General features: G+C 39.4%; 18 protein-coding genes, 22 tRNA genes, 2 rRNA genes and 1 pseudogene (1 of these 43 only partly in view). 6 read left to right on the top strand and 37 right to left on the bottom strand.

Going from position 1 to position 25,849, the window contains the following annotated elements:
* Positions 1 to 39: 39 nt before the first annotated feature.
* The 3 genes from menH to MNO09_RS05400 are packed head-to-tail and all read right to left on the bottom strand — an operon-like array spanning position 40 to position 3,994.
* A complete protein-coding gene (gene menH, locus MNO09_RS05410; protein WP_001103382.1) occupies positions 40 to 852 on the bottom strand; it encodes a 2-succinyl-6-hydroxy-2,4-cyclohexadiene-1-carboxylate synthase in 813 nt (270 codons plus the stop codon).
* On the bottom strand, positions 849 to 2,603 hold the full coding sequence (gene menD, locus MNO09_RS05405; protein ID WP_001059226.1) for a 2-succinyl-5-enolpyruvyl-6-hydroxy-3-cyclohexene-1-carboxylic-acid synthase: 1,755 nt from the start codon (positions 2,601 to 2,603) through the stop codon (positions 849 to 851). Before menD ends, menH begins: the two co-directional genes overlap by 4 nt.
* The gene (locus MNO09_RS05400; RefSeq protein WP_088107417.1) at positions 2,600 to 3,994 is read right to left on the bottom strand and encodes an isochorismate synthase; all 1,395 of its coding nucleotides are present in this window, start codon (positions 3,992 to 3,994) and stop codon (positions 2,600 to 2,602) included. The genes menD and MNO09_RS05400 overlap by 4 nt, the downstream gene beginning before the upstream one ends.
* 194 nt (positions 3,995 to 4,188) lie before the next feature.
* Between MNO09_RS05400 and MNO09_RS05395 the strand changes: the two genes are divergently transcribed.
* Both MNO09_RS05395 and MNO09_RS05390 read left to right on the top strand, forming a co-directional pair.
* Entirely contained in the window at positions 4,189 to 5,142 is a 954-nt protein-coding gene (locus MNO09_RS05395) for a 1,4-dihydroxy-2-naphthoate polyprenyltransferase (RefSeq protein WP_000425755.1), read from the top strand.
* A 148-nt stretch (positions 5,143 to 5,290) separates the two neighbouring features.
* The gene (locus MNO09_RS05390) at positions 5,291 to 6,022 is read left to right on the top strand and encodes a yteA family sporulation protein (protein WP_241950100.1); all 732 of its coding nucleotides are present in this window, start codon (positions 5,291 to 5,293) and stop codon (positions 6,020 to 6,022) included.
* 45 nt (positions 6,023 to 6,067) lie between these two features.
* Here the strand turns inward: MNO09_RS05390 and cspD are convergent, their stop codons facing one another.
* Positions 6,068 to 6,268, bottom strand: coding sequence for a cold-shock protein CspD (gene cspD / locus MNO09_RS05385; RefSeq protein ID WP_001193051.1), 201 nt, complete (start codon positions 6,266 to 6,268; stop codon positions 6,068 to 6,070).
* Positions 6,269 to 6,589: 321 nt separating this feature from the next.
* On the opposite strand from cspD, the gene MNO09_RS05380 reads away from it, so the two are divergent.
* From MNO09_RS05380 to MNO09_RS05370, 3 genes are all read left to right on the top strand, one after another.
* Entirely contained in the window at positions 6,590 to 7,372 is a 783-nt protein-coding gene (locus MNO09_RS05380; protein ID WP_001147831.1) for a TIGR00266 family protein, read from the top strand.
* A 172-nt stretch (positions 7,373 to 7,544) separates the two neighbouring features.
* Positions 7,545 to 8,267 (top strand): lipase family protein, encoded by a 723-nt coding sequence (locus MNO09_RS05375; RefSeq protein WP_001260114.1) that lies wholly within the window; start codon positions 7,545 to 7,547, stop codon positions 8,265 to 8,267.
* Between the two features lie 76 nt (positions 8,268 to 8,343).
* Positions 8,344 to 8,478 carry a hypothetical protein gene (locus MNO09_RS05370; protein WP_000911073.1) on the top strand — a complete coding sequence of 45 codons (135 nt, stop codon included), beginning with the start codon at positions 8,344 to 8,346 and terminating at the stop codon, positions 8,476 to 8,478.
* A 157-nt stretch (positions 8,479 to 8,635) separates the two neighbouring features.
* Here the strand turns inward: MNO09_RS05370 and glgP are convergent, their stop codons facing one another.
* From glgP to MNO09_RS05340, 6 genes are all read right to left on the bottom strand, one after another.
* Entirely contained in the window at positions 8,636 to 11,044 is a 2,409-nt protein-coding gene (gene glgP, locus MNO09_RS05365; protein WP_000494061.1) for a glycogen phosphorylase, read from the bottom strand.
* A 23-nt stretch (positions 11,045 to 11,067) separates the two neighbouring features.
* On the bottom strand, positions 11,068 to 12,498 hold the full coding sequence (gene glgA / locus MNO09_RS05360) for a glycogen synthase GlgA (protein WP_002203738.1): 1,431 nt from the start codon (positions 12,496 to 12,498) through the stop codon (positions 11,068 to 11,070).
* Between the two features lie 113 nt (positions 12,499 to 12,611).
* Positions 12,612 to 13,646, bottom strand: a complete 1,035-nt coding sequence (gene glgD / locus MNO09_RS05355) for a glucose-1-phosphate adenylyltransferase subunit GlgD (RefSeq protein ID WP_000504144.1) — start codon at positions 13,644 to 13,646, stop codon at positions 12,612 to 12,614.
* A gap of 18 nt (positions 13,647 to 13,664) precedes the next feature.
* Complete coding sequence (gene glgC / locus MNO09_RS05350) at positions 13,665 to 14,795, bottom strand: glucose-1-phosphate adenylyltransferase (RefSeq protein ID WP_000057613.1); 1,131 nt, start codon at positions 14,793 to 14,795, stop codon at positions 13,665 to 13,667.
* Positions 14,743 to 16,680 (bottom strand): 1,4-alpha-glucan branching protein GlgB, encoded by a 1,938-nt coding sequence (glgB, locus tag MNO09_RS05345; RefSeq protein WP_000382600.1) that lies wholly within the window; start codon positions 16,678 to 16,680, stop codon positions 14,743 to 14,745. Before glgB ends, glgC begins: the two co-directional genes overlap by 53 nt.
* Positions 16,681 to 17,186: 506 nt before the next feature.
* A complete protein-coding gene (locus MNO09_RS05340) occupies positions 17,187 to 18,341 on the bottom strand; it encodes an RNA-guided endonuclease TnpB family protein (RefSeq protein WP_000160662.1) in 1,155 nt (384 codons plus the stop codon).
* A 178-nt stretch (positions 18,342 to 18,519) separates the two neighbouring features.
* On the opposite strand from MNO09_RS05340, the pseudogene MNO09_RS05335 reads away from it, so the two are divergent.
* Positions 18,520 to 18,732, top strand: a pseudogene (locus MNO09_RS05335) (hypothetical protein); the annotation flags it as partial.
* Between the two features lie 535 nt (positions 18,733 to 19,267).
* Here MNO09_RS05335 and MNO09_RS05330 read toward each other — a convergent pair.
* The 27 genes from MNO09_RS05330 to MNO09_RS05200 all read right to left on the bottom strand — a co-directional run.
* Complete coding sequence (locus MNO09_RS05330) at positions 19,268 to 20,212, bottom strand: L-lactate dehydrogenase (RefSeq protein ID WP_000715344.1); 945 nt, start codon at positions 20,210 to 20,212, stop codon at positions 19,268 to 19,270.
* 524 nt (positions 20,213 to 20,736) lie between these two features.
* Positions 20,737 to 21,765, bottom strand: a complete 1,029-nt coding sequence (locus MNO09_RS05325) for a DUF4179 domain-containing protein (protein ID WP_001030878.1) — start codon at positions 21,763 to 21,765, stop codon at positions 20,737 to 20,739.
* Positions 21,758 to 22,288 carry a sigma-70 family RNA polymerase sigma factor gene (locus MNO09_RS05320; RefSeq protein ID WP_070169191.1) on the bottom strand — a complete coding sequence of 177 codons (531 nt, stop codon included), beginning with the start codon at positions 22,286 to 22,288 and terminating at the stop codon, positions 21,758 to 21,760. The genes MNO09_RS05325 and MNO09_RS05320 overlap by 8 nt, the downstream gene beginning before the upstream one ends.
* Before the next feature lie 209 nt (positions 22,289 to 22,497).
* Positions 22,498 to 22,569: transfer RNA gene (locus MNO09_RS05315), tRNA-Glu, on the bottom strand.
* Positions 22,570 to 22,574: 5 nt separating this feature from the next.
* A tRNA-Ser gene (locus MNO09_RS05310) sits at positions 22,575 to 22,665 on the bottom strand.
* Positions 22,666 to 22,671: 6 nt separating this feature from the next.
* Positions 22,672 to 22,746 (bottom strand) — tRNA-Asn (locus MNO09_RS05305).
* Between the two features lie 7 nt (positions 22,747 to 22,753).
* Positions 22,754 to 22,830, bottom strand: a tRNA-Ile gene (locus tag MNO09_RS05300).
* A 10-nt stretch (positions 22,831 to 22,840) separates the two neighbouring features.
* Positions 22,841 to 22,911 (bottom strand) — tRNA-Gly (locus MNO09_RS05295).
* Between the two features lie 13 nt (positions 22,912 to 22,924).
* Positions 22,925 to 23,000: transfer RNA gene (locus MNO09_RS05290), tRNA-Lys, on the bottom strand.
* A gap of 10 nt (positions 23,001 to 23,010) precedes the next feature.
* A tRNA-Thr gene (locus MNO09_RS05285) sits at positions 23,011 to 23,086 on the bottom strand.
* Between the two features lie 14 nt (positions 23,087 to 23,100).
* A tRNA-Phe gene (locus tag MNO09_RS05280) sits at positions 23,101 to 23,176 on the bottom strand.
* A 13-nt stretch (positions 23,177 to 23,189) separates the two neighbouring features.
* A tRNA-Asp gene (locus MNO09_RS05275) sits at positions 23,190 to 23,265 on the bottom strand.
* Between the two features lie 3 nt (positions 23,266 to 23,268).
* Positions 23,269 to 23,345 (bottom strand) — tRNA-Met (locus tag MNO09_RS05270).
* Between the two features lie 27 nt (positions 23,346 to 23,372).
* A tRNA-Ser gene (locus MNO09_RS05265) sits at positions 23,373 to 23,465 on the bottom strand.
* A gap of 17 nt (positions 23,466 to 23,482) precedes the next feature.
* Positions 23,483 to 23,559, bottom strand: a tRNA-Ile gene (locus MNO09_RS05260).
* A gap of 4 nt (positions 23,560 to 23,563) precedes the next feature.
* Positions 23,564 to 23,640 (bottom strand) — tRNA-Met (locus MNO09_RS05255).
* A gap of 20 nt (positions 23,641 to 23,660) precedes the next feature.
* Positions 23,661 to 23,733 (bottom strand) — tRNA-Ala (locus tag MNO09_RS05250).
* 14 nt (positions 23,734 to 23,747) lie between these two features.
* A tRNA-Pro gene (locus MNO09_RS05245) sits at positions 23,748 to 23,821 on the bottom strand.
* A gap of 10 nt (positions 23,822 to 23,831) precedes the next feature.
* Positions 23,832 to 23,905, bottom strand: a tRNA-Arg gene (locus tag MNO09_RS05240).
* A 3-nt stretch (positions 23,906 to 23,908) separates the two neighbouring features.
* Positions 23,909 to 23,997, bottom strand: a tRNA-Leu gene (locus tag MNO09_RS05235).
* A 16-nt stretch (positions 23,998 to 24,013) separates the two neighbouring features.
* Positions 24,014 to 24,088: transfer RNA gene (locus tag MNO09_RS05230), tRNA-Gly, on the bottom strand.
* A gap of 29 nt (positions 24,089 to 24,117) precedes the next feature.
* Positions 24,118 to 24,198: transfer RNA gene (locus MNO09_RS05225), tRNA-Leu, on the bottom strand.
* A 23-nt stretch (positions 24,199 to 24,221) separates the two neighbouring features.
* Positions 24,222 to 24,297 (bottom strand) — tRNA-His (locus MNO09_RS05220).
* A gap of 10 nt (positions 24,298 to 24,307) precedes the next feature.
* Positions 24,308 to 24,383: transfer RNA gene (locus MNO09_RS05215), tRNA-Thr, on the bottom strand.
* Between the two features lie 4 nt (positions 24,384 to 24,387).
* Positions 24,388 to 24,463: transfer RNA gene (locus MNO09_RS05210), tRNA-Val, on the bottom strand.
* A gap of 4 nt (positions 24,464 to 24,467) precedes the next feature.
* Positions 24,468 to 24,583: ribosomal RNA gene (rrf, locus tag MNO09_RS05205) — 5S ribosomal RNA — on the bottom strand.
* A 101-nt stretch (positions 24,584 to 24,684) separates the two neighbouring features.
* A 23S ribosomal RNA gene (locus MNO09_RS05200) occupies positions 24,685 to 25,849 on the bottom strand; it runs 1,757 nt beyond the window's last position.

Raw genomic sequence — 25,849 nt, 5'->3', positions numbered from 1 at the left:
TCCTCTATAAGTGTAGCTTCCTTCTTAGATGAAAAAGCATCACTGCATAGTTTTTAGAAATCCCTTTACTATTGTATCAAACTTTTCCGGTTGTTCCACATGAATTGCATGGCCAGCACCATCAATTTTGACAAATTTCGCGTCAGATACGCATTTTCCGATGTTTTTTAATATGCGAAAGAACTTTTCATCATACTCCCCGTTCATTAAAAGAACAGGTATTTTTAAATTTTGCAGCTCGTTCCACCATGAAGGCTGAGCCCCTGTTCCCATGCCGCGCAAGCTATTTGCAAGTCCTTTTGGATTGTTAGCAAGTCGTTCTTTTCGCACTGCTTCTTGTACGTTTTGTGCTAAACATTTTTGCGTTTCAAACAGCGGAATATTTTCCCACATCGTTACAAAACTATTGATGCCTTCTCGCTCAATTTTATTGGCAAGTCGCTCATCTTTTTCACAGCGTTCTTTTCTAGCCTCTTCACTTTCAAGCCCAGCTGTACAATTTTCTAATAAAAGAGAATGTACATACTCTGGATATAGGCACGCCATCGTAATCGCCAGTCTACCGCCCATTGAATAGCCAAGTATGTGTGCTTTTTCAATATGAAGATAATCTAGTAGTTCTTTCATTTGTAGCGCCGCATTTCGAATATCATAATGAGTCACATCTTCAGGACTTTCCGTTTTTCCGTGCCCCACAATGTCTACTAAAATGACTTGAAACTGCTCGCTCCAAGAAGGAACGAAGGAACGCCACGTTTCCATGCTTCCCGTAAAACCATGAAGAAGTAGAAGTGGTTGCCCGCTTCCGACTACTTCATATTCATACGATACACCTTGCAGCGTTACGTTCATTTTGATTCACCTTGCAACGATGCAGTAATTACGTCCTGCGTTTTCGCCCACAATTTACGGTGCAATATTAAGTTTTCATCACGGTTCGTACAAATTTCTACAACGTGTAAACCTTCCGTCGTCGTTCCCTTTTGTACCTCTTCTCGAAATTGCTCCCAACCATTTACACGACTAAATGAACCGCCGTACATTTTGACAATATGCTCGTAATCAAGTCCAATTGGCGTTCCAAATAATGATTCGAAATGTTCCTTTTTCTCATATTGTGGTAAGAATGAGAAAATACCGCCACCATCATTGTTTACAACGACAATCGTTATATTTAATTCATGTAATTTTGCGGCTAATAATCCGTTTAAATCGTGATAAAATGATAAATCACCAATAACTAATACGAGCGGATCGCAAATAATGCTCGCTCCTAAAGCTGTCGAAATGATTCCATCAATCCCGTTTACACCACGGTTTGCCATCACTTGAATATTTTTATCCGATGTGAAGAAGAATGAATCTGTATCACGAATTGGCATACTATTACTCGCAAATAATGTTGCCCCTTCTGGTAGTACGCGGACGATATCCGTAATAACTTTCCCTTCAAATGCAGTTTCATATGTTTCCATTTCACGAAGCGTTTCCTTCGTTTTTTCGTTTATATGTTGCCACATTCCGAACCAATCATTCTGTTTCATAGCTGGTATTTTTTCTATTAGTGCCCTGCAAAATGCAATATCACTTGCCTGTACAACTTCTGTCGCAACGAGAGCTGGGTCTCTCCATTGGCCAGATTCTTCAACAACGATATGAACAGCTTTCGTCTGTTTTTTAATGAACTGCGTTAATGCTTTAGAAACAGGCATACCACCAAAGCGAATCATAACTTCTGGCTTCCACGTTTCTTTTAACAATTCATTTCGTAAAAATGTATCGTAACAGTCAATTACCATCGTTTTATCGTGATGTCCGCTACGAATGTTAGAAAGTGGATCCGCTAATATTGGATATCCCGTTTTTTCAGCTAGTTCTGCCGCAAACGCTGCGATTTCTGAATGACTATCATCTCCACAAATAATAAGCCCCTTTTCCATATGTGAAAGGCGCCCTACAAGAGAATCTACATATTCACTCGGCATCATCACGTTCCCTTGCTGAACTACTCCTGTATATTCCCCGCGTCCTTGATCCCATAAACTTTCTAATGAGAAATCTGGGATAAGCGGCTCGCGAACTGGAAAATTAAGATGAACAGGTCCTTGCGGCGCTAGAAGTGCGCTTGCTATCGTGCGCTGCGTCGTCATGCGAGCATAATGATACATCGCTTCACTCGCTTCTGGAAGTGCCATCTCTGTAAATTGCTTCACAAATGTACCGTATAAATTGAATTGATTCATCGCTTGTGGTGCACCAACATCTCTTAATTCATGCGGTCTATCTGCCGTTAAGACGATAAGCGGCACTCGTGAATGAAAAGCTTCACATACAGCTGGATAGTAGTTCGCTGCTGCCGTTCCTGACGTACATAATAATGCAACAGGACGTTTTTTCGCTTTTGCAATGCCGAGCGCAAAAAATCCTGCTGATCTTTCATCTACATGTAAATATGTGTTCATTCCTTCATGTTGTTCCATTAGTAGAGCAATCGGTGTTGACCGTGAGCCTGGACTAATGACAACATCACATACATTTAGACGCGTCAGTTCATCCACGAACGCGCCTAAATAATATGATAATGCTTCTATATGATTGTTCATTTCATTAATTCCTCCAAAGCACCAAGCATCGGTCTAAACTTCAAGCTTGTTTCTTCATATTCAAGTTGCGGTACTGAATCAATTACAATCCCGCACCCGGCAAATAAGGATGCTTTCGCGCCATTTAATAATCCGCAGCGAAGTGCAACCGCAAATTCACCATTTCCTTCATCATCTATCCAGCCAATCGGTGCACCATATAACCCTCTGTCTAACAATTCAACATCACGAATCAGTTTCATCGCTTCCAAACGAGGTGTCCCGCCAAGAGCTGGTGTTGGGTGTAATTCTTCTACCATTGTTAAAAGACTCGCATCGCCTTTTGCCTCTACAGGCGTATATAAATGAATTAAGTTTTTCGTTGTTAATAAACCCGGACTTTCCGGAATATTAACGGATTCGCAGTGCTCATTGAGTACTCCTCGAATCATGTTCACAACATAACCGTGTTCAGCTAAATTCTTTTCATCATGAAGAAGCGCATTACTATTTCGTTTACTTTCTTCTATAGATTGACCATGACCAGTTGAACCAGCAAGACACATCGAAGTAAACCCCTCATCTTCTTTGCGAATTAATCTCTCTGGCGTCGCTCCTAAGAAGCATGCTCCTTTATAATCAAAAGAAAATACGTAACAATCCGGTTGCCCAATGCGAAGCGCTTCTAAAACAAGAGCAGAATCAATATGATGATCCATTTCTACTTTTAGCTCCCTCGCTAATACAACCTTCTGCACGTTCCCCTGCTTCATCTCATCTTGCACTGTCTCAATGGCCTTCATCCAGCCTTTCGGATCTACTTCTACTTTAGAAGTAACTGTTAATTTCGATCCTTCTAGTGCACATTTACTCTCCCCAAAAATTTTCTCTTCTAAAGAAACAATTTCGTTATAAAGAGTTTCTGCACAATCAGTTGCTGAAACGAATGTATTCATTGTTAACCATGCTTTTTCATTTTTTACAGTTAATAAAAATGCTGGTAGTGAAAATGTCGTATCATCAAATTCTTTCCATAAGTCGGTTTTCTCTTTTTCTTGGTCAAATGAAAATCCACCAAATAAAAGAGGACCTGTTCCAAATTCGTATCTTCCTCTTTGTACAAATGCTTTCTCTTTTACTTTATCCCACTCGTCACGAGCCGTTTGAAAGCGTTTGTGAGAAGAAGTTGCTATAGTGAAAACAGAGCCAATTCCAGCAAATATTACATGCTGAGCTGGGTCTGCAAAATAACATCTATTTTCGAATGAGATCCTTTTTCCTGCTGCATAAAACAGAAGCGGATCTATCCAGTCTATTTGTTTTACGAAGCTAACCAATATTTTTTCATCAGTTGCACGCTTAATGGCTGCACTAAGAACTTCTTGCAAGCCTATTTGTTTCGTTTGAATCACAATTGTCTCCCCCCTATGGGCGAAAAATAGTCATAATTACGCTTGATTTTAAGATACACCTCAAACGAAAGGCCTGTCAACGTTTAGCATTTCTGAGAAATTCACCTTCTCTTCCTAGAAAATAAACGTTGACACTAAATGATGCTTTTTCTACACTTAGTTGTGTACAATATGTGACCAAAGGAGGATTCAACATGGAAATGAACGTCGAAACGAATTCCTCTCCTACGGCGCCAAAGCCAAGTAAGCAAACCGGCTGGCGCATTTGGTGGAGTTTACTACGTCCCCATACATTAACAGCAGCTTTCGTTCCTGTTTTCATCGGAACAGCCTATGCGATGCAGGTCGGAGGTATAAATCAAATACATCTCCCTCTTTTCCTTATGATGCTTCTCGCTTGTCTTCTCATTCAAGCAGCAACAAACATGTTTAATGAATACTTTGATTATAAAAGAGGACTCGATCACGAAGGGTCAGTTGGTATCGGCGGCGCTATCGTTCGCGATGGCATTCAGCCGAAAACAGTGCTTAACTTAGCATTTGGATTTTTCGGGATCGCAATACTATTAGGTGTGTATATTTGTATGAATTCTAGCTGGTGGCTTGCTGCAATCGGTCTTGTTTGTATGGCCGTTGCCTACCTTTATACAGGTGGCCCACTTCCAATTGCCTATACACCATTTGGAGAGTTAACAGCCGGATTATTTATGGGTGTCATTATTATTGGGATTTCATTCTTTATTCAAACTGGAACGGTAACATCAGAAGTCATTTTATTATCTATTCCAAGCTCCATTTTAATTGGTGCCATATTATTAGCTAATAACATTCGTGACTTAGATGGCGATAAAGAAAACGGTCGTAAAACGTTAGCAATTCTCGTCGGACGTGAAAGAGCCGTTGGTGTACTCGCTTCTATGTTCATCGTTTCTTATATTTGGACAATCGCTCTAATTATCGTGAACATCGTATCACCATGGATGCTTATCGTATTTTTAAGTGCACCGAAAGCATTGAAAGCGACGAAAGGCTTTATCGGTAAAAGTATTCCAATGGAGATGGTACCTGCGATGATTGCAACAGCAAAAACAAATACAATCTTCGGTCTCCTCATGGGAATCGGATTATTGCTTGGATATTTCCTATAAAGTGAAACTTTAATCAACTGCCCGTTAATGCGGGATAAAAAGGAGCTGCTGACGTGGCTCCTTTTTCATATACCAATTTCAGCTCATAATTCCCACCTCCAACGCTCATACTATGTAAAGAAACTGAATTGTAGGAAGGTGGACGACTATGTTAACTCCACAACAAATAAATCAATTTAAATCTATTTTAGAAAAACAACAGCAAGAAGTTGAACAAACAATACAAACTCATGAGAATACAGATCGTGCTTCTGAACGTGATTCAGTGGGAGAATTGTCTAGCTATGACAACCATCCAAGTGATATGGCTACAGAATTGTACGAACGTGAGAAAGATTTCGGACTCATCGAATTTTGGCATAAACAACTAGAAGATACGAAACATGCCCTGCAAAAAATTGAGGCTGGTACGTACGGTATTTGCGAAGTGTCTGGTGAGGAAATTCCGTTCGAAAGATTAGAAGCAATGCCGACTGCTACAACGTGTATACAGCACACTACAAATAAATTGGATATGAACACGCGACCAGTTGAAGAAGAGGTGTTGGCTCCTTCGTTTCATAAGCACGATGAAGATCATTCTGTAGAGTACGATGCTGAAGATGCATGGCAAGACGTCGCAAATTACGGAACGTCTGAAACTCCATCTGATTTAGAAAGACAAGATTCCAAAAACTATAATGGCATGTACGTAAATAGTGAAGAGAATGTAGGCTTCGTTGAGGATTTTGAAAACTTTATTGGTACGGATATGTATGGCAAAAACCCACAAGTTTTCGCTACAGAGGAGCATGAAGAATATGAACAAATGCTCGATGACTTTGAAGAGCGTACTTTCAAAGGCGAACTATCTTCAAATGAGTCAAGTTCCAAAGAATAAAAAAAAAGCATTCCGAAATTCGGAATGCTTTTTATCGCTAGCTAATTAGTTTTTTGTAACGTTAGCTGCTTGTGGTCCGCGGTTTCCATCAACGATTTCGAAAGAAACTTCTTGACCTTCTTCTAAAGTTTTGAAGCCGTCGCCTTGGATAGCTGAGAAATGTACGAATACGTCTTCTCCGCCTTCAACTTCGATGAAGCCAAAACCTTTTTCGCCGTTAAACCATTTAACTTTACCTGTTTGCATGTCATGTACCTCCTAAATAAAAATGAAACTATGAATCCACATGAAAAGGTGGATATAAAGGACATGAATGTATAACAAGCTTACAGCCTTTAATACAACGTGCTTTATTTCCGTACCACATTATGTAGCTCAATAGTGTTTTCACTATATCATGCTATGTCAAAAACGTCAAATGAGAACACTTTCAAACCATCGTTTTTTATAATCCTAGTATAACCTTAAATTTCCATTCTATTTTTATTCAAAAATTAACAAATCTACAGTATTCTAATTCCTTTGATTTTTGTACAATATAATTACTACATATGATGAGGTGAAAAAATGCAAGCACATGAAATCGAGTATAAATTATATGGCGATGATATGCAGTTTGTTGAAATTGAATTAGATCCAGAAGAAAGCGTTATCGCAGAAGCTGGCGCAATGATGATGATGGAAGATCATATCGAAATGGAAACCATTTTCGGTGATGGTTCTGGTCCATCTAGTGGTCTATTCGGTAAATTAATGGGCGCTGGTAAGCGTCTTGTTACAGGTGAAAGTATGTTTATGACTGTCTTTACAAATACAGGTCATGGCAAGCGCCACGTATCATTCGCCGCTCCTTATCCAGGAAAAATCATCCCTGTTGATTTAACACAATATCAAGGGAAAGTCGTTTGTCAAAAAGACGCGTTTCTTTGTGCAGCAAAGGGTGTTTCTATCGGAATTGAGTTTACGAAAAAAATTGGAACTGGTTTCTTCGGTGGTGAAGGTTTCATCATGCAGAAACTTGAAGGTGATGGACTCGCTTTCATGCATGCAGGAGGAACTGTATATAAGCGTGAATTAAAACCTGGCGAAAGACTTCGCATCGATACAGGTTGTCTCGTTGCCATGACAAAAGACGTTAACTACGATATTCAATTCGTTGGAAAAGTAAAAACAGCTCTATTTGGCGGCGAAGGTTTATTCTTCGCAACGTTAGAAGGTCCTGGAACGGTTTGGATTCAGTCCTTAACACTTAGCCGTTTAGCAGCACGCCTTACAAGCCCAGCAGCTCAAAACAGCGGTGAAGGCAGCGTTTTAGGCGGACTTGGACGTTTATTAGATGGAAAAGAGTAAACAGTGCCCTTATGGGGTGCTGTTTTATTTTGGCATGATTCGTCCATAAGTCGCTATAATTTCATCCACTAATTTATATACGCAATACAAACTATTTGCCCCTCCAAAAGAATGAATCAAGTCCCTCACTGCATATATTGAACTATACCTTTTCTTAAGGAGGGCTTCCTTAATGCGTACTCCTTTATCCTTCGATAAAGATACTGCCATATTGTTAGCTTCTTGTTGTGAGTTAACGTATGAACAATATAAACAAAATGGGATTTTCGAAATACCGGATGGTTTTCAATATGTACAAGGCTTTCAAGGAAAAACCATTCACATGACAGATTGGTTCGGATTCATACTAGAATCTGAGGATACAATTATTGTAGCTTTTCGCGGGACACAAACAGATACAGACTGGATTATCGATTCACTCGTTAACCAAAAAGCATATCCATATGCTTTAAACAGCGGAAATGTCCATAACGGCTTTCTTTCCATTTATGAATCTTGCCGAGATTCTATTATGGATATGCTCGTATCACTACCAGCCCATAAAAAACTTCTTGCAACAGGTCATAGCTTAGGCGGCGCGCTCGCCACACTACATATACTCGATGCGCGTATAAACACTGCCTTTGCACAGTACGGTCTTTATACATTTGCCTCTCCAAAAGTCGGAGATATTGCATTTCGCAATTATTATAAACTACAAGTAGCTAGTAGCTTTCGCTTCGTTAATCTATTTGATGTCGTTCCTCTTCTCCCTCCGCGCAATGTCCATTTTAATAACCAAGACTGGGAATATGCACACGTTCATCACAACATGACATTTACAAAAAACACAAAATCTATTACAAATAATCATGCCATGACAACATACAAAACATGTCTGACTTCTCATTTTTAACCAGGTAATGATTGGAAACCCTATATCCTTATACTATAATAATATATGAAGTTATTTTTGGATGAGGGGACCTTACATGCTAAAATTTATCTTTGCACTTTTTCTCATTGTAATTTTTACGTTTACAGGTTTCTTTACATTTTCATACTTTGCGACGGGAGAATATGGTGGAACAGGTATCATATATACCGCTATCCCATTTCTTTCTTAAGCAAAAAAAGAAAACCGAGCTTAATGAAATTAAGCTCGGTTTTTTAAGTGATTATATTCCTCTTTTAAAAGTGAATACACTTTAGCATCCCTATACGTATAATTCATTTTTACACTTTGTCTCCATGAGTAAAAGTCCCTTCAAAAGGGACTTTCACTTAATACTGTGTAACCGCATTACCAATACTCCAAATCTCATTACTATACTGTAAAATCGTTCGATCACTCGCAAAATGACCAGACTGTGCAATATTTAAAATCGACATTTCTAACCACTTCGTTCGGTTCTCATACGCTCTACCAACAGCTTCTTGCCTTTCCGCATATGGACCAAAATCTCGCAGAACGAAGTATTCATCATTTTGAATTACGAGAGAATCATAAATCGCTTCAAATTCAGCTCCCGAATGTGCAAAGAAACCATTCGTTAACTGATCTACTACTTTTTTAATATGCATATTGTGGTGATAATAATCACTTGCACGATATCCACCATTTTGATAGTAATGAAGAACCTCTTCCGCTGTTAAGCCAAAAATGAAACAGTTATCATCACCGACCCGGTCTTTTATTTCAACATTAGCTCCGTCTAACGTTCCGAGTGTAATCGCACCATTCATCATAAATTTCATATTCCCTGTTCCTGATGCTTCTTTACTCGCAGTTGAAATTTGCTCACTCACATCCGCAGCTGGGAATATATCTTCCGCTAAAGACACTCGATAGTTTTCTAGAAAGATAACTTTCATATATTGGCTTACGTACGGATCATTATTCACTTTCCTTGCGAGTTCATTGATTAATTTAATAATTTTTTTCGCATAGTAATAGCCAGGTGATGCTTTCGCTCCAAAGATAAAAGTACGCGGATAAAATGTAAAACTAGCATCCTCTTTCAAACGGTTATACAAATATAAAATATGAAGGACATTTAATAATTGTCGTTTGTAAGCATGTAGTCTTTTTACTTGCACATCAAAAATAGAATTAGGATCAATTGTAATCCCCATTTTATTATGAATACGCTCCGCTAAAATCTCTTTACGCTCTTGTTTTACCTCTGCAAATTTCTCTTGGAAACTCGCATCGTATTGAACTGTTTGCAGCGCTTGAAGCTTAATCGGTTCTTTCTTCCACTCTGTTCCAATCGCCTCTGAAATAAGGTTCGTCAGCTGCGGATTCGCCTTCATTAACCAACGTCTATGAGCGATTCCATTCGTTTTATTATTAAACTTATCTGGATAAAACTCATAAAACAATCGCATTTCACGTTGCTTTAAAATTTCCGTATGAATTTTTGCTACACCATTTATGCTATGGCTACCGACAATTGCTAAATGAGCCATTTTCACAAGATCATGCGCAATAATCGCCATCTCTTCAATACGATGCCATTCATATGGATAACGTTCCCAAAGTTCATGACAGAAACGTTCATTAATCTCTTCAATAATCATATAAATTCTCGGTAATAACGGTTTAAAAATGTGAATTGGCCACTTCTCAAGCGCTTCTGATAACGTCGTATGATTCGTATAAGAAATCGTTTGCGTTGTTATGTGCCAAGCTTCTTCCCATGCTAGTTTTTCTTCATCTAATAAAATACGCATCAGTTCTGGAATCGCCAAAACGGGATGTGTATCATTAATATGAATCGCAATTTTCTCATGTAATTGACGAAGGTCACCATATCTTTCTCTATGCATACGAACGATATTTTGCAAACTTGCTGATACGAGGAAATACTGTTGTTTCAAACGAAGTATTTTCCCCTCATCATGCGTATCATCTGGATATAAAAACTCCGATACCGCCTCTGTTTCACGCTTATATTTCAAAATATCTTTGCAATTTTGCGGGAAAGGAACTGGTTCAGCATTCCAAAGTCTGAGTGTATTTACAGTACTCGTTTCATAACCTACTACCGGAACGTCATATGGTACTGCCATAATCATTTCTGCATTCGTATGCCTAAACTCTAAACGCCCGTCAATGTATAGCGGTTCAACATTGCCGAAATAACTTACTTCTACAGCTTGATCATGCCTTCTTACTTCCCATACGTTTTCATGAAGAAGCCACTGTTCTGGAAATTCAACTTGATAACCATCAACAATTTTTTGATCAAATAAGCCGTGTTTGTAACGAATTCCACAGCCATGACCTGGTAAGTTTAAAGATGCAAGTGAATCAAGGAAACAGGCTGCTAATCGTCCAAGTCCACCATTTCCAAGACCTGCATCTGCTTCCACCTCTTCTAACTGTTGCAAAGAAATCCCAAGCTCAGAAAGTCCTTGCTCACATACATCCCTGATGCCTAAATTTAATATGTTACTTCCAAGCAAACGCCCAAGTAAAAACTCAATGGATAAGTAATACATTTGCTTTTGCTCTCCAGACCGATAACTTTCGTTCGTTGCAATCCATTGACTATTCATATACTCACGTACCATGTACCCAAGCGTATTGTATTGATCACGAGCTGTAGAGTCTTTAAAACTTTTACCATACATCGTCTCTAACTTTTCTAGAAAAGCTGATTTGAAACTTTCAACATGAGTAAACATTTCTTCACCACCTACCCTACATGTTATTCCATGAGACTTTTATACAATTTCTTATAGGCAAGAGCTGATTTCTCCCAGCTATAATCTTCAGTCATCGCTTGTTTTACAAGCTGCTCCCATACCGGTTTATCATGATAAAATTCAATTGCACGAAGAACCGTGTGCAACATGTCATGCGCATTAAAGTTCGTGAAACTGAAACCATTTCCTTCTCCAGTTTCTTCGTCATAAGATTGTACAGTATCATTTAATCCGCCTGTCTCTCTTACAATCGGAATTGTACCGTACGCTAATGCGATAAGTTGTCCAAGTCCACACGGTTCAAATAGTGATGGCATTAAGAATAAATCACTTCCCGCATACACTTGATGGGCTAGCTCTTCATTAAAGCCGATATACACTTTTACCTTCTCAGGATACTCGTATGCCATCCACTCAAAGAATTGTTCATATTCAGAATCACCTGATCCTAAAATAATACATTGCACATCTTCCTCCATTATTTCGCGGAATACAGTACGTACTAAATCAAGACCTTTTTGCTTCGTTAATCTCGTTACCATCGAAATAATTGGTGTATCTTCTTTTTCTGGCAAACCAAAATAACGCTGCAATGCGCGTTTATTTTCATTCTTTTCCTCTAATGACTCTGCATCATACTGAGCAGTAATATACGAATCCGTTTCTGGATTATATACGCTCGTATCAATTCCATTTACGATGCCGCTAAGCTTACCATTATTTTTTCGTAACAATCCATCTAACTTCTCACCGAAAAACTCATATTGAATTTCCTCTTTGTATGTCGGGCTAACCGCTGTAATCTGATCAGAAGCGATAATTCCGCCCTTCATAAAGTTCACATTTCCATAAAACTCTAGCTGCTCACTATGAAAATATTCATCACCAAGTTCTAACAAGTCGTACATCACTTCAGGAGGAAATACACCTTGGAACTGCAAGTTATGAATCGTATACACCGTTTTAATATGCTCATATAATGGATTATCTTGATACTTTTCACGCAGTAAGAAATTCACCATAGCTGTATGCCAATCGTGGCTATGAAGAACATCCACTTCGAAATCAAGATGCGGAATACACTCTAAAACTGCTTTCGAAAAATAAGAAAAACGCTCTCCGTCATCATAATGACCATATAGAGAATCTCTCTTAAAATAATATTCATTATCTATTAAGTAATACGTAATCCCGTCTTGCTCACCTTTTAAAATTCCGCAATATTGATTTCTCCACCCAAGCGGGACGTTAATTACTTTATGTAACGTACATCCATCCCTTAATTTTTGCGGAATAAGACTATAATTTGGAAGTATAATGCGAACGTCCACACCTAATTTTTTCAGCTCTTTTGGGAGCGCACCTGCTACATCAGCTAATCCTCCCGATTTAACAAATGGTACACATTCTGATACTGCAAATAAAATATTCACTTGTTGTCCCACTGCACGAAAAGCTTATACGACTTCCCTTGCAGCTTCCTCCCTTCGAGTTCTCATTTGAATGAATGCTTTAATCAGTGGAGGAAAAACCCCCACTGATTCTTTTAAGAATAACTATTAATCGTACTGCTTTGAATACTTCCTTTTTCTACAACATATGGCTCATCGACGTTTCCTTTTAGTACAACACCGTCACCAATTTTCACGTCTTTATCAATAATAACACCGTCTATTATACAGTTATCTCCAATTTTGCTCTTTTGCATAATAATGCTATTACGAACAATTGAACCTTTTCCGATTTTAACAGAACGGGAGATAACACTATTTTCTACTTCTCCTTCAATAATACTGCCGTTTGCAATCATTGTATTTTTCACGGCTGCACCCTTCAGGTAACGAGTTGGTGGTTCATCTTTTACTTTCGTAAAGATCGGTGCTTCTTTCTTAAATAATTGCTTCCAAATAGCAGGCTGCAAAATTTCTAAGCTATGTTTATAGTAGCTTTCAATCGAATCAATAATAGCTACATATCCTGTATGCTCATACGTAGCGATATGCAGTGATTTTCCGCGCTTTTCTCTCACTACATCAAATAAACTGTATTGCTCCACATCTTTATATGTCTCAAATAAATCTAACAATAATTGTTTCTTTAACACGTATGTTTGAAGCGAAACCCCTTCATGGCAAACTTCAGTAATATCAGCTGCCGTATGTATATGTCGCTCTAACACCGCTTGAAAATTTAATGCCGTTACGAGATGGCTATTCGTAATAACAACGTATTCTTCTCTAGCTCTTAAAAAATAATCAATATGTCTTCTAAAATGTGCAAAAGATCCAAATTCATCTTGGTCACATTGGCAATTTGGCGGGAATAAAAACAGTCCGTCTCTTTTTCTATCTAAATCCCACTGTTTTCCTGAACCAACATGGTCCATTAGTGAGCGGTTTTTATGACTTGTAAAAACCGCTACACTATGAATATTAGAATTCACCATATTTGAAAGCATGAAATCAATGAGTCGATAACGGCCCCCAAACGGTAACGCCGCTAATGAACGATGCCCTGTTACTTTCTTTAAGGAAGGAAAACTTCCCGTTGCATTAATAATTCCTAACATTTTTTCTCCCATTCATTCCATCCCCCTTTTCTATTTCCCTTCAGCAATTAGTACTACATCGTCGACATTTTTTTCTGGACGAATAATTGTTCCATCTTCAATAACCATTTCCGATCCAACGATGGCTCTTTCAATCACAACATTTTTACCAATCTTCGCTCCTGGCATAACGACAGAATCAATAACCATACTACCTTCTTCCACCGTTACCCCTTGGAATAACACAGAATGCTTCACGTCCCCTTCAATGACGCATCCTTCGTTAATAAGTGATTCTTCTACTTTTGCCTTTTCTGCAATATATTGAGGTGGCTCATTTGGATTCACAGAATAAATACGCCAATTACGATCGTTTAAATTCAACGATGTTTCATCGCGAAGTAAATCCATATTCGCTTCCCATAAGCTTTTCACCGTTCCAACATCTTTCCAATATCCTTCAAACGGATACGCCATCAGCTTTTTCCCTTCATCTAATAAAAGCGGAAGTACATCTTTTCCGAAATCATTACTAGATTCAGGATTTCTTGCATCCATCTCTAAATACTCTTTCAAAATTGCCCAGTTAAAAATATAAATTCCCATTGATGCAAGATTACTTCTTGGAAATTGCGGTTTCTCTTCAAATTCAACAATCTCCATCTCTTCGTTCGTATTCATAATACCGAAACGACTCGCTTCATCCCACGGCACTTCAATAACAGAAATCGAAACATCCGCTTCTTTCTCAATATGGTAATCTAGCATTTTACTGTAATCCATTTTATAAATGTGGTCGCCTGATAAAATCAGAACATACTCTGGTTCATACTGACTTAAATAGTTTAAGTTTTGATAAATGGCACTTGCTGTACCTGTATACCACTTCACACCTGAAGACTCCGCATAAGGAGGTAACACTGTGACTCCACCGCTTACTCGGTCTAAATCCCAAGCATTGCCGATTCCGATATAATTATGAAGTTCAAGTGGTTGATATTGCGTCAAAATCCCAACCGTTTCAATACCAGAATTCGCACAGTTACTTAGCGTAAAATCAATAATGCGATATTTACCACCAAATGGAACAGCTGGCTTGGCTAAATTTTTTGTTAATGCACTTAATCGACTACCTTTTCCCCCTGCTAGTAACATTGCTACGCACTTTTGCTTTTGAGCCATCTTGTTTTTTGCTCCCCTTTCTCGTCTTCACTGGTCGTAATATGGATACGCCAAATGGTGGAATTGTAATTTCTACATGTGCCGCTTGATTATGATACGGTTCTTGAATCGTCTTGAGACGTTTCTTATTCACTTGCCCCGAGCCGCCATATTGCTCAGCGTCACTGTTTAAAATCTCGTTATAATACTCGAAATCTGGCAAACCTACTTTATAGTTTTCATATGTAGCTTTTGTAAAATTACATACAACAACTAACGCATCTTCTTGTTTATCCCCTTGGCGGATAAACGAGAAAATACTTTGCTCATGATTATTAGCATCTATCCACTGAAATCCTTCAGGTGAATGATCAAGCTGCCAAAGTGGTTTGGAGCGCTTATACAATGCTATGAGCTCTTTAAAGTAATCATGCATATAACGATGCATTTCAAAATCATGTAAATTCCAATCTAAATCTTCAAGGTCTTTCCACTCATCAAACTGCCCGAATTCTCCACCCATAAAGAGTAATTTCTTACCTGGATGAGTAAAGAAATATCCATATAATAAACGAAGTTGAGCAAACTTATCCCAGTAATCTCCTGGCATTTTATTTAATAACGACTTTTTCCCATGAACGACTTCATCATGAGAAAGCGGTAATATGAAATTTTCAGAGTAAGCATATATTAAAGAGAACGTCATTTTCTCATGAATATACTTCCTATACTCAGGCGCACACTCCATATATTTCAGCACATCATTCATCCAGCCCATATTCCATTTGTAATTGAACCCAAGCCCACCTTCATACGTTGGAGCTGTTACAAGTGGCCAAGCTGTTGAATCTTCTGCTGTCATAAGAAAATCTTCATCTTCTGCAAACACCGCTTCATTTAACTCTCGTAAAAATGAAACAGCGTACTCATTACTTTGCTCTTGTCCTTCTTTATTCCAGTACAGCATATTCGCAACTGCATCCACCCTGAAACCGTCAATGTGGAAATACTTCATCCAAAATAACGCATTTGAAATTAAGAAATTACGTACTTCCCTCTTCCCTAAATCAAAATTAACAGTTCCCCATACTAGGTTTTCTTGTACATCTATATCTTTATATTCATAAGTCGGTGTCCCATCAAACAAATATAAACCGTGAGCATCTTTACAAAAATGCCCCGGCACCCAATCTAAAATGACACCGATTCCATATTTATGACATTCATCGACAAAATACATCAAATCATGTGGCGTGCCGAATCTACTTGTCGCTGCATAATATCCCGTCCCTTGATATCCCCAAGAACGATCATATGGATGCTCAACAAGCGGCATAATTTCAATATGTGTAAATTGATGTTCCACCACATACGGAATGAGCTCCTCGGCCATTTCTCTATAAGAATATAGAGCGCCATCTTCTTTCTTTTTCCAAGAGCCGAAATGTAATTCATAAACTGTCATCGCTTCTTTATAAATCGATTTTTTCTTTCTCTTACGAATCCAGTTTTTATCATTCCATTCATATCCCTCTATATCAAAAACTACAGATGCCGTATTTGGTCTTACTTCTGCATATACTGCGTAAGGATCTGCTTTTAAAATAACGTCACCATCCATCGTTTCAATCGCATACTTATAAATCTCATTCTCTTCAATATGCGGTACAAACAAGGACCAAATCCCCTCTTCTGTCACTTGTAGCATCTTATGTTGCTCATAATCCCATTCATTAAAATCTCCAACAACACTCATTGCTTTCGCATGAGGAGCCCATACTGTGAATCGTACACCTCGCATCCCATCTTCCGTCACAATATGTGCCCCAAAGATGTTATAACTGTCATAGTACTTTTCTGTATGAAACTCATCTCGTTTCACTTCTTCACAATTTATTACATCCAATATGTTCACCTCACTAAGATGACAGAAATTTTTTACTCTTTATCATTTCTGCGAAAAACTGAAATATCCTTGTTATTTTTTAAAAAATATTCGTTTTTTTCTTTAATTTCGCTTAAAATATTCAAATTTACTGTGTAAAATATCGAATTTTGACGAATATTCATTGTAAACGTTTCATTTCCTACAAGTCTTTCATCCTATTATTTATTTCTCAACCTTTATTTCATTAGATTTATCCTATTTTACTCGCTATTTATCACTTAAAATCGCAACAAAATAATCTGTCATAAAAAAATGTTTCTCAACATTTTTTGTCACAATTTATTTGAAATGGAAAATTCATAAGCATATACTTGTTCTCAATAAAGAACTACGAACTGTCGCAAATATAATTCATACTGAAACACTATGTTTACTCTATCCATGCTCCAGGCGAAAGTTTGATAAAAAATTAAATTAGGGGGCTTCTCGGTTAGTCGCTACTTTTGATAGCTAACGAATTTGTCCTAGGACAGCCGAGCTAACACCCTTGTTCCAAAGGTATTTACGCTATCGCTAGCTAATAGGCGTATGGCTTCTCTTTTAATATTAATAGCTGCGTTATAGTCGCGACTTATTGTTAGTCCACAAGAACACTCATACGTGCGTTCAGATAGTAGCATATCTTTTCTGTTTCCACAATTACTACACATCTTTGTAGAAGGAAACCACCCATCTACTTTTACAAGCTGTTTTCCTTGTTCTTGTAGCTTATATGCTAAAAATGTCGTGAACATCCTCCAACCGTTATCTGCTACACTCTTACCAAAGCGAAGTGCTCGTGACATTCCTTTCATATGTAAGTCTTCGATTGCTACAACATCAAAGTTCTTAGCTAATTCTTTAGACTTATGATGAAGGAAATTTTTACGTTGATTGGCGACTTTTTCATGCAACTTCGCTACACAAATGCGCTGTTTATTCCAGCGCACTGAGCCTTTCACACGTCTTGCTAATACTCGTTGTGCCTTTGCTAATCGATTCAGCATCTGACGATAAAAGCGAGGATAATTGGCTTTCTCATCTTCGCTACTCACATACAATTCGGCCATTGCGAAGTCTAATCCAACTACACTTTCTACTTCTTTCTGAACAATTTCCTTTTCATATTCAGTTAAAACAGACACATAATACTTACCAGTTGATGTCAGCGAAATCGTGCATGATTTAATGATATGGTTTTGCGGTATCTCTCTATGTTGTTTCAATCGCACTAATTTCAATTTCGGTAGTTTGATATAACCATGAAATAACATAATATTTCCGTTTACTCTATTTGTTGTATAGGATTTTCTACTCTTTTTACTTTTGAATGTAGGAAAATCACTTTGACCACTAAAAAAATTCTTATACGCAGTTTGCAAGTTTAATTGAGCGTTAGCCAATGCTAATGAATCGACTTCTTTCAACCATTCATACTTCACCTTGTATTTCGCAGGAGTAGGGAATTTTTGTTTCTTTAGTTCTTCCTTGTTCTCTTTGTATTTTTCGTATACTTTTTTCCGTTCAGCTAGCATTTTGTTATATACAAAGCGTACACACCCAAAAGTTTTACGTATCAGATTTGCTTGTTCTTCTGTTGGATACAGACGAAATTTGTACGCCTTATTATGCTTTGTCATATTAATTCATCTCACTTTTCGCCTTGATTTCCCATAAACTGTTTTACTTTATCTACGGCGAGCCACCAAAGGTGATAACACAACATGAACACTGAGTTACTATTATTTAATTTCATGGTTATACCAAAAGTCTCCTCTTATAAGGCTGATTATATCAGAGGCAAAATAAATAGGAAAACTAAATCAAACCGAAATTATCGCTAGCAACTATGGTAAAAAAGGAGTATCTGTAAAAGGCGGCGATCTTAATAACGACGGCATTGTCGATGAAAAAGACATTCGCTTCGTTGAAAAGAACTTCTTGAAAAAAGGTCCAGGTGCATCTAAATCACAAACACCTGTTGAAAAATCAAAAAGCGGTACACTAGCAGATATTTTAAAGAAATTATGATTAACGCCTAAAAAATAATAATAAAGAGCACTCTATATAAAGTAGAGTGCTCTTTTCTATAAACGACCCTTATCCAGCAAAAGGGGGTATATTGGGGATATACAAGGGAAAACGGAAAAGGAATTTATAGTGAACTACTCGCCACTTAGCAAAGCTTGAAGTGGGAGCTTCTCAGTTCCACGACGAAAGTAACCTTTCGTCTCCCTGAGCGTTACTTCGGGGCGTTCCACCCCTAGATGTCCAACGATTGGACGCTCTCTTTATACGGTTGATATTTTACGCAGGAACCGAATGGCTTGGTTTTCGCACGCTATTTTCTTCCTGCAACCTTCTATATCAAGTTATCAAAGAACTTCATATAGCTAGTTTATCAAAAGTTTTTGGCTATGCCAAACCGAAATTCATCTCCCACCTATCACTGGGCTATCGCCCTTCACGCGCCTCTGGAAAGAGAATTCTTTCGGTAAATCCTTTAAATTATATAAAAACTCAGAGGTAGGAAGCAGTTTCCCGCCTCTGAATTATTTAGCAATTATTATAGTACTGGTGCCATTGTTTCTTTTAATACTTTTACAGAATGAGCGAATTTCGCTTTTTCATCTTCATTTAGCTCAAGTTCTACGATCTCACGTACACCTTCGCGGTTAATAACAGCTGGAACACCTACGAAAGCATCTTTCTCACCATATTGTCCTTCAAGATATGCAGATACAGTTAATACGCTGTTCTCGTTGCTTAAGATTGCTTTAGTTACACGAAGTAGTGACATACCGATTCCGTAGTAAGTTGCACCTTTACGCTCGATGATATGGTAAGCTGCATCACGTACGTTTTCGAAGATTTTATCTAAGTCTTCTTGTTTGTACTGTTCGTTGTTAGCTAAGATTGTTTCTAGTTTTTGTACACCGATAGTAGCATGGCTCCATACTGGAAGTTCAGTGTCACCGTGTTCACCAACGATGTAAGCATGAACGTTACGTGGATCTACATCTAAGTAGTCACCTAACATGTAACGGAAACGAGCAGAGTCTAAAGTAGTACCAGAACCGATTACGCGCTCTTTTGGTAGACCAGATTCTTTCCAAGTTACGTAAGTTAAAATATCTACTGGGTTAGTTGCGATTAAGAAGATTCCATCGAATCCGCTATCCATAATACCGCGAACGATTTGTTTAAAGATTTTTGTGTTTTTCTCAACTAAATCTAAACGAGTTTCACCTGGCTTTTGTGGTAATCCAGCAGTGATAACTACTAAATCTGCATCTTTACAATCTGCATAGCTACCGCTCCAAACTTTTGTTGGTGATGGAGAGAATGGTACCGCATGGCTTAAGTCCATTGCTTCCCCTTCTGCTTTTGCTTCATTAACATCTACAAGTACGAATTCTTCAGCTACACCTTGGTTGATCATTGAGTAAGCGTAACTACAACCTACAGCTCCTGTTCCTACTAATACTACACGATTGATACCTTTTTTCATGTTAATTTCCCCTCTCTATTGTTCACATCTATTTTTTTATGATTGTTTAAGTAATTAATTAAAATACTAATTTAATGTTGTTTAACTTCTTTACATTCATATTGTAGCACGTATTATTGTGAATTACTTCACAAATTATGACCTATTTGTGAACTTTTTCACATAGAGTGTAAAGTTATTAAATCAAGTATGAAATCAATCTCAATGGAGGCGTTTTCTTTAGATTGTGAAAAGGTTTTTTTGGTAATTGAAATTATATCAGCGATTTTCGGAATATATCAACCGCAACTCCAAATATATCAGCGATTTTTACAATATATCGACTTACCGACAAAACTCGACAATGATAGCAGCATAAAAACGCCACCATTTCTGTATACTTCTACAAAAAGAATAGCGTCTTTTGATTATATAGATACAAATTTCTCTTAGCTGGATAGCGATATTTTTTCCATACACGTCAAATTAACATACCATCACTTATTAACAGTCAATAGACATGGGAACCTAACAAGTCTCTTCAATTATCGTAGCAACACAGTCGTTTTCAAATCTTCAGCACCTCCATTTTTTAATGTAGCATTTAGACCACTAAGATACGTAGGTTCAATTGTTAAGGATTTTGGAGGATTATCCATTGGTGGAAGAGCTAAAACAATATGGTGTCCGTATAGTCCCGTGCTACCAACTTGCAAGCTGACTCCTTCGTAGATTCTTCCTTCATCATCAGTGACAGTATAATCGAGTGCTGGCCAGCTATCATTAGCTTCCATTTCTTTTGGATAATCAAAGGTCAAATCAATCCTCGTTGAAAGTGACGAAAAGGTTACTTGATCTACTATTAATGCATACAGATTATCTTTCGTTAATGTTTTTATATTAGGAGTGAATTTACGAATCTCACTTTCAACTTTTGTAAGAGGAAATGCTACGTTCCATGTTCCTATTTGTCCAAATAAATCTTTCCCATGGACGGAAACATCAATTTTATCACCAAATTCACCGTAATTAGCCAGAGTAAATTCATGCTGCTCAATAATAGTGTTTTGTCCTTTTGACTTCTGTGAAGTAGAACCAATTGCAGCTCTAACTTCTTTCCCATTAATGGTTACATAACTAAATCCAGCTTTCTCTTCATTACTTTTGGAAATAGGGTTTTCTCCTTTGTATTCCACCGTGACCACTAAACGTCCACCATCGTAAACAGCCTCTTTCACATTCATCGTTAAACCACTATGGTTATCTTGTCTCTCAATTGATGTAGCAAGCTCATCCTTTTCAATTTTATCAGAAGCAATATCATTAAATTGTGCATAAATGGAGCCTATAACTGGAACACTCGATAATGTCTTTGCCATAGTAGGAGAAATGAATCCAGAACCTAAGAGAGAAACACATATTCCACAAGCAACAAGACTAGAATACTTCATTGTATTTTTTCTACGGTATTGATTTTTCTTAGCTTGAAGCACGGCTGTTTTTTCTCTTTGAATTAACCTATCTTCTGGTATAGGAATATCATTGATATGGTGATTAAATTCTTCTTTATTCATAACTATATCCCTCCTTTAAAATGGGGCGTAAGGCTTGCTTTGCTCGATGTAATTGAGATTTTACGGTTCCTTCTGGAGAATTAAGAATCTCAGCAACTTCCTTAATAGATAAATCGTGATAATACCTTAATACAATAATAGTTTTGTAAGTAGGATCTAAGAAATTAAATGCCTCGATTAAATCCAACGATTGCTCTAATTTATTCATGCTCTCTTCTGCACATAAATTAGAAAACATTTCATCATTCGCAAGAAATTGTCTAGAGGATTTTCTTACAAAATCAATGGATTTAAAAACAAGAATTTTAGTAATCCAACTTTGAAATTTCTCCGGCTTTTTTAACTTTCTCAATGAAAGATATGCTTCATAAATTGTTTCTTGGTATATATCCAGTGCATCTTGTTCATTTCTTACATAAGAATAAGCTGTTCGATATAGTTTTGGGCGAACAAAAGTAATAAGTTGTTCAAATGCTTGATCATTTCCTCTTGTCGCTTGTTTTACTAGATAGGCTATGTCCATTTTTATTTCTTCCTCCCTTTACTAATATAGTCGAATGAGAGAATAAAAAGGTTGCAAAAATAAGTGTATATATAAATCTCCTACAACTTATTGCAATGATTACTATCAAGCACTAATGCCACAAGAAATCCATAAAAAAAAGCAGACTATCAAAAGTCCACTTTTACACAACAAAAAAGAGATAGCAGATTATGCTATCTCTTTTAGTATGACCCGTACGGGATTCGAACCCGTGTTACCGCCGTGAAAGGGCGGTGTCTTAACCACTTGACCAACGGGCCAATTCTGGCAGAGAAGAAGGGATTCGAACCCTCGCACCGCGTTCGCGATCTACTCCCTTAGCAGGGGAGCCCCTTGAGCCACTTGGGTACTTCTCTATAATATGGCTCCGCAGGTAGGACTCGAACCTACGACCGATCGGTTAACAGCCGATAGCTCTACCACTGAGCTACTGCGGAATAATTATGGTGGGCCTAAATGGACTCGAACCATCGACCTCACGCTTATCAGGCGTGCGCTCTAACCAGCTGAGCTATAGGCCCATAATTGAAAAGCGGGTGAAGAGAATCGAACTCTCGACCAGAGCTTGGAAGGCTCTTGTTTTACCACTAAACTACACCCGCATTAAATTGTAAATGGTGAGCCATGAAGGATTCGAACCTTCGACCCTCTGATTAAAAGTCAGATGCTCTACCAACTGAGCTAATGGCTCATTTTGAAAGTGGTGCCGACTAGAGGACTTGAACCCCCAACCTACTGATTACAAGTCAGTTGCTCTACCAGTTGAGCTAAGTCGGCTTGCGACTTCAAAATGGTGGCTCGGGACGGAATCGAACCGCCGACACGAGGATTTTCAGTCCTCTGCTCTACCGACTGAGCTACCGAGCCTTTATGTAAAAAATGGCGGTCCCGACCGGGGTCGAACCGGCGATCTCCTGCGTGACAGGCAGGCATGTTAACCACTACACCACGGGACCATTTGGTTGCGGGGACAGGATTTGAACCTGCGACCTTCGGGTTATGAGCCCGACGAGCTACCGTGCTGCTCCACCCCGCGATGATAAAATATTTAATTTAGAAAAAATGGAGGAGGTAGAGGGATTCGAACCCCCGCGCGACTCTCGCCGCCTGTCGGTTTTCAAGACCGATCCCTTCAGCCGAACTTGGGTATACCTCCGAGATATAAAGCTTTAGTGGTGGACCTTGTAGGACTCGAACCTACGACCGGACGGTTATGAGCCGTCTGCTCTAACCAGCTGAGCTAAAGGTCCTTTATGGTAGCGGCGGAGGGGATCGAACCCCCGACCTCACGGGTATGAACCGTACGCTCTAGCCAGCTGAGCTACACCGCCATAAAAGATATTAAAATAAGTGGAGCCTAGCGGGATCGAACCGCTGACCTCCTGCGTGCAAGGCAGGCGCTCTCCCAGCTGAGCTAAGGCCCCGTGTTTTTGGAAAATCGGGAAGACAGGATTTGAACCTGCGACCCCCTGGTCCCAAACCAGGTGCTCTACCAAGCTGAGCCACTTCCCGTTAATAAAAGCGCGCCCGAGAGGAGTCGAACCCCTAACCTCTTGATCCGTAGTCAAACGCTCTATCCAATTGAGCTACGGGCGCATATGGTGCCGAGGGCGGGGGTCGAACCCGCACGGTGGTCACCCACCGCAGGATTTTAAGTCCTGTGCGTCTGCCTGTTCCGCCACCCCGGCATGTCATATTGAAAATTGGAGCGGAAGACGGGATTCGAACCCGCGACCCCAACCTTGGCAAGGTTGTATTCTACCACTGAACTACTTCCGCAAGACATGTATGAGTTATTTTATTAAAAGTGCGGGTGAAGGGAGTCGAACCCCCACGCCAAAGGCGCTAGATCCTAAGTCTAGTGCGTCTGCCAATTCCGCCACACCCGCATATTAATTATTCAAAGAAAAAATGGGGCGACTGATGGGAATCGAACCCACGAATGCCGGAGCCACAATCCGGTGCGTTAACCACTTCGCCACAACCGCCATGATTTTCTGGTGCCGACTAGAGGACTTGAACCCCCAACCTACTGATTACAAGTCAGTTGCTCTACCAATTGAGCTAAGTCGGCTAAATGGTGGAGGATGACGGGATCGAACCGCCGACCCCCTGCTTGTAAGGCAGGTGCTCTCCCAGCTGAGCTAATCCTCCATTTGCCTGGCAACGTCCTACTCTCACAGGGACAAGGTCCCAACTACCATCGGCGCTAGAGAGCTTAACTTCCGTGTTCGGTATGGGAACGGGTGTGACCTCTCTGCCATCATTACCAGACTGTATTCATTTAAGACAAGAATCATTATAACTTATTTAACTTTTAAAGTCAACAAGTTTTTTATATTCTTTCAAAACTAGATAACATTGCTTCATATTATATGGTTAAGTCCTCGATCTATTAGTATTCGTCAGCTCCACATGTCACCATGCTTCCACCTCGAACCTATCAACCTGATCATCTTTCAGGGATCTTACTAGCTTACGCTATGGGAAATCTCATCTTGAGGGGGGCTTCATGCTTAGATGCTTTCAGCACTTATCCCTTCCGCACATAGCTACCCAGCTATGCCCTTGGCAGAACAACTGGTACACCAGCGGTGCGTCCATCCCGGTCCTCTCGTACTAAGGACAGCTCCTCTCAAATTTCCTACGCCCACGACGGATAGGGACCGAACTGTCTCACGACGTTCTGAACCCAGCTCGCGTACCGCTTTAATGGGCGAACAGCCCAACCCTTGGGACCGACTACAGCCCCAGGATGCGATGAGCCGACATCGAGGTGCCAAACCTCCCCGTCGATGTGGACTCTTGGGGGAGATAAGCCTGTTATCCCCGGGGTAGCTTTTATCCGTTGAGCGATGGCCCTTCCATGCGGAACCACCGGATCACTAAGCCCGACTTTCGTCCCTGCTCGACTTGTAGGTCTCGCAGTCAAGCTCCCTTATGCCTTTGCACTCTACGAATGATTTCCAACCATTCTGAGGGAACCTTTGGGCGCCTCCGTTACACTTTAGGAGGCGACCGCCCCAGTCAAACTGCCCACCTGACACTGTCTCCCGGGTCGATAAGACCCGTAGGTTAGAATTTCAATACATTCAGGGCGGTATCCCACCAGCGCCTCCACCGAAGCTAGCGCTCCGGTTTCAATGGCTCCCGCCTATCCTGTACAAAATGTACCAAAATTCAATATCAGGCTACAGTAAAGCTCCACGGGGTCTTTCCGTCCTGTCGCGGGTAACCTGCATCTTCACAGGTACTATAATTTCACCGAGTCTCTGGTTGAGACAGTGCCCAAATCGTTACACCTTTCGTGCGGGTCGGAACTTACCCGACAAGGAATTTCGCTACCTTAGGACCGTTATAGTTACGGCCGCCGTTTACTGGGGCTTCAGTTCAGAGCTTCGCTTACGCTAACCCCTCTCCTTAACCTTCCAGCACCGGGCAGGTGTCAGCCCCTATACTTCGCCTTACGGCTTCGCAGAGACCTGTGTTTTTGCTAAACAGTCGCTTGGGCCTATTCACTGCGGCTTTCCGTTAAGAAAG

The organism is Bacillus sp. N5-665, from assembly GCF_022637375.2.
In the GTDB taxonomy this organism is placed as follows: domain Bacteria; phylum Bacillota; class Bacilli; order Bacillales; family Bacillaceae_G; genus Bacillus_A; species Bacillus_A wiedmannii.
This window is presented reverse-complemented; position numbering and strand designations above follow the sequence as displayed.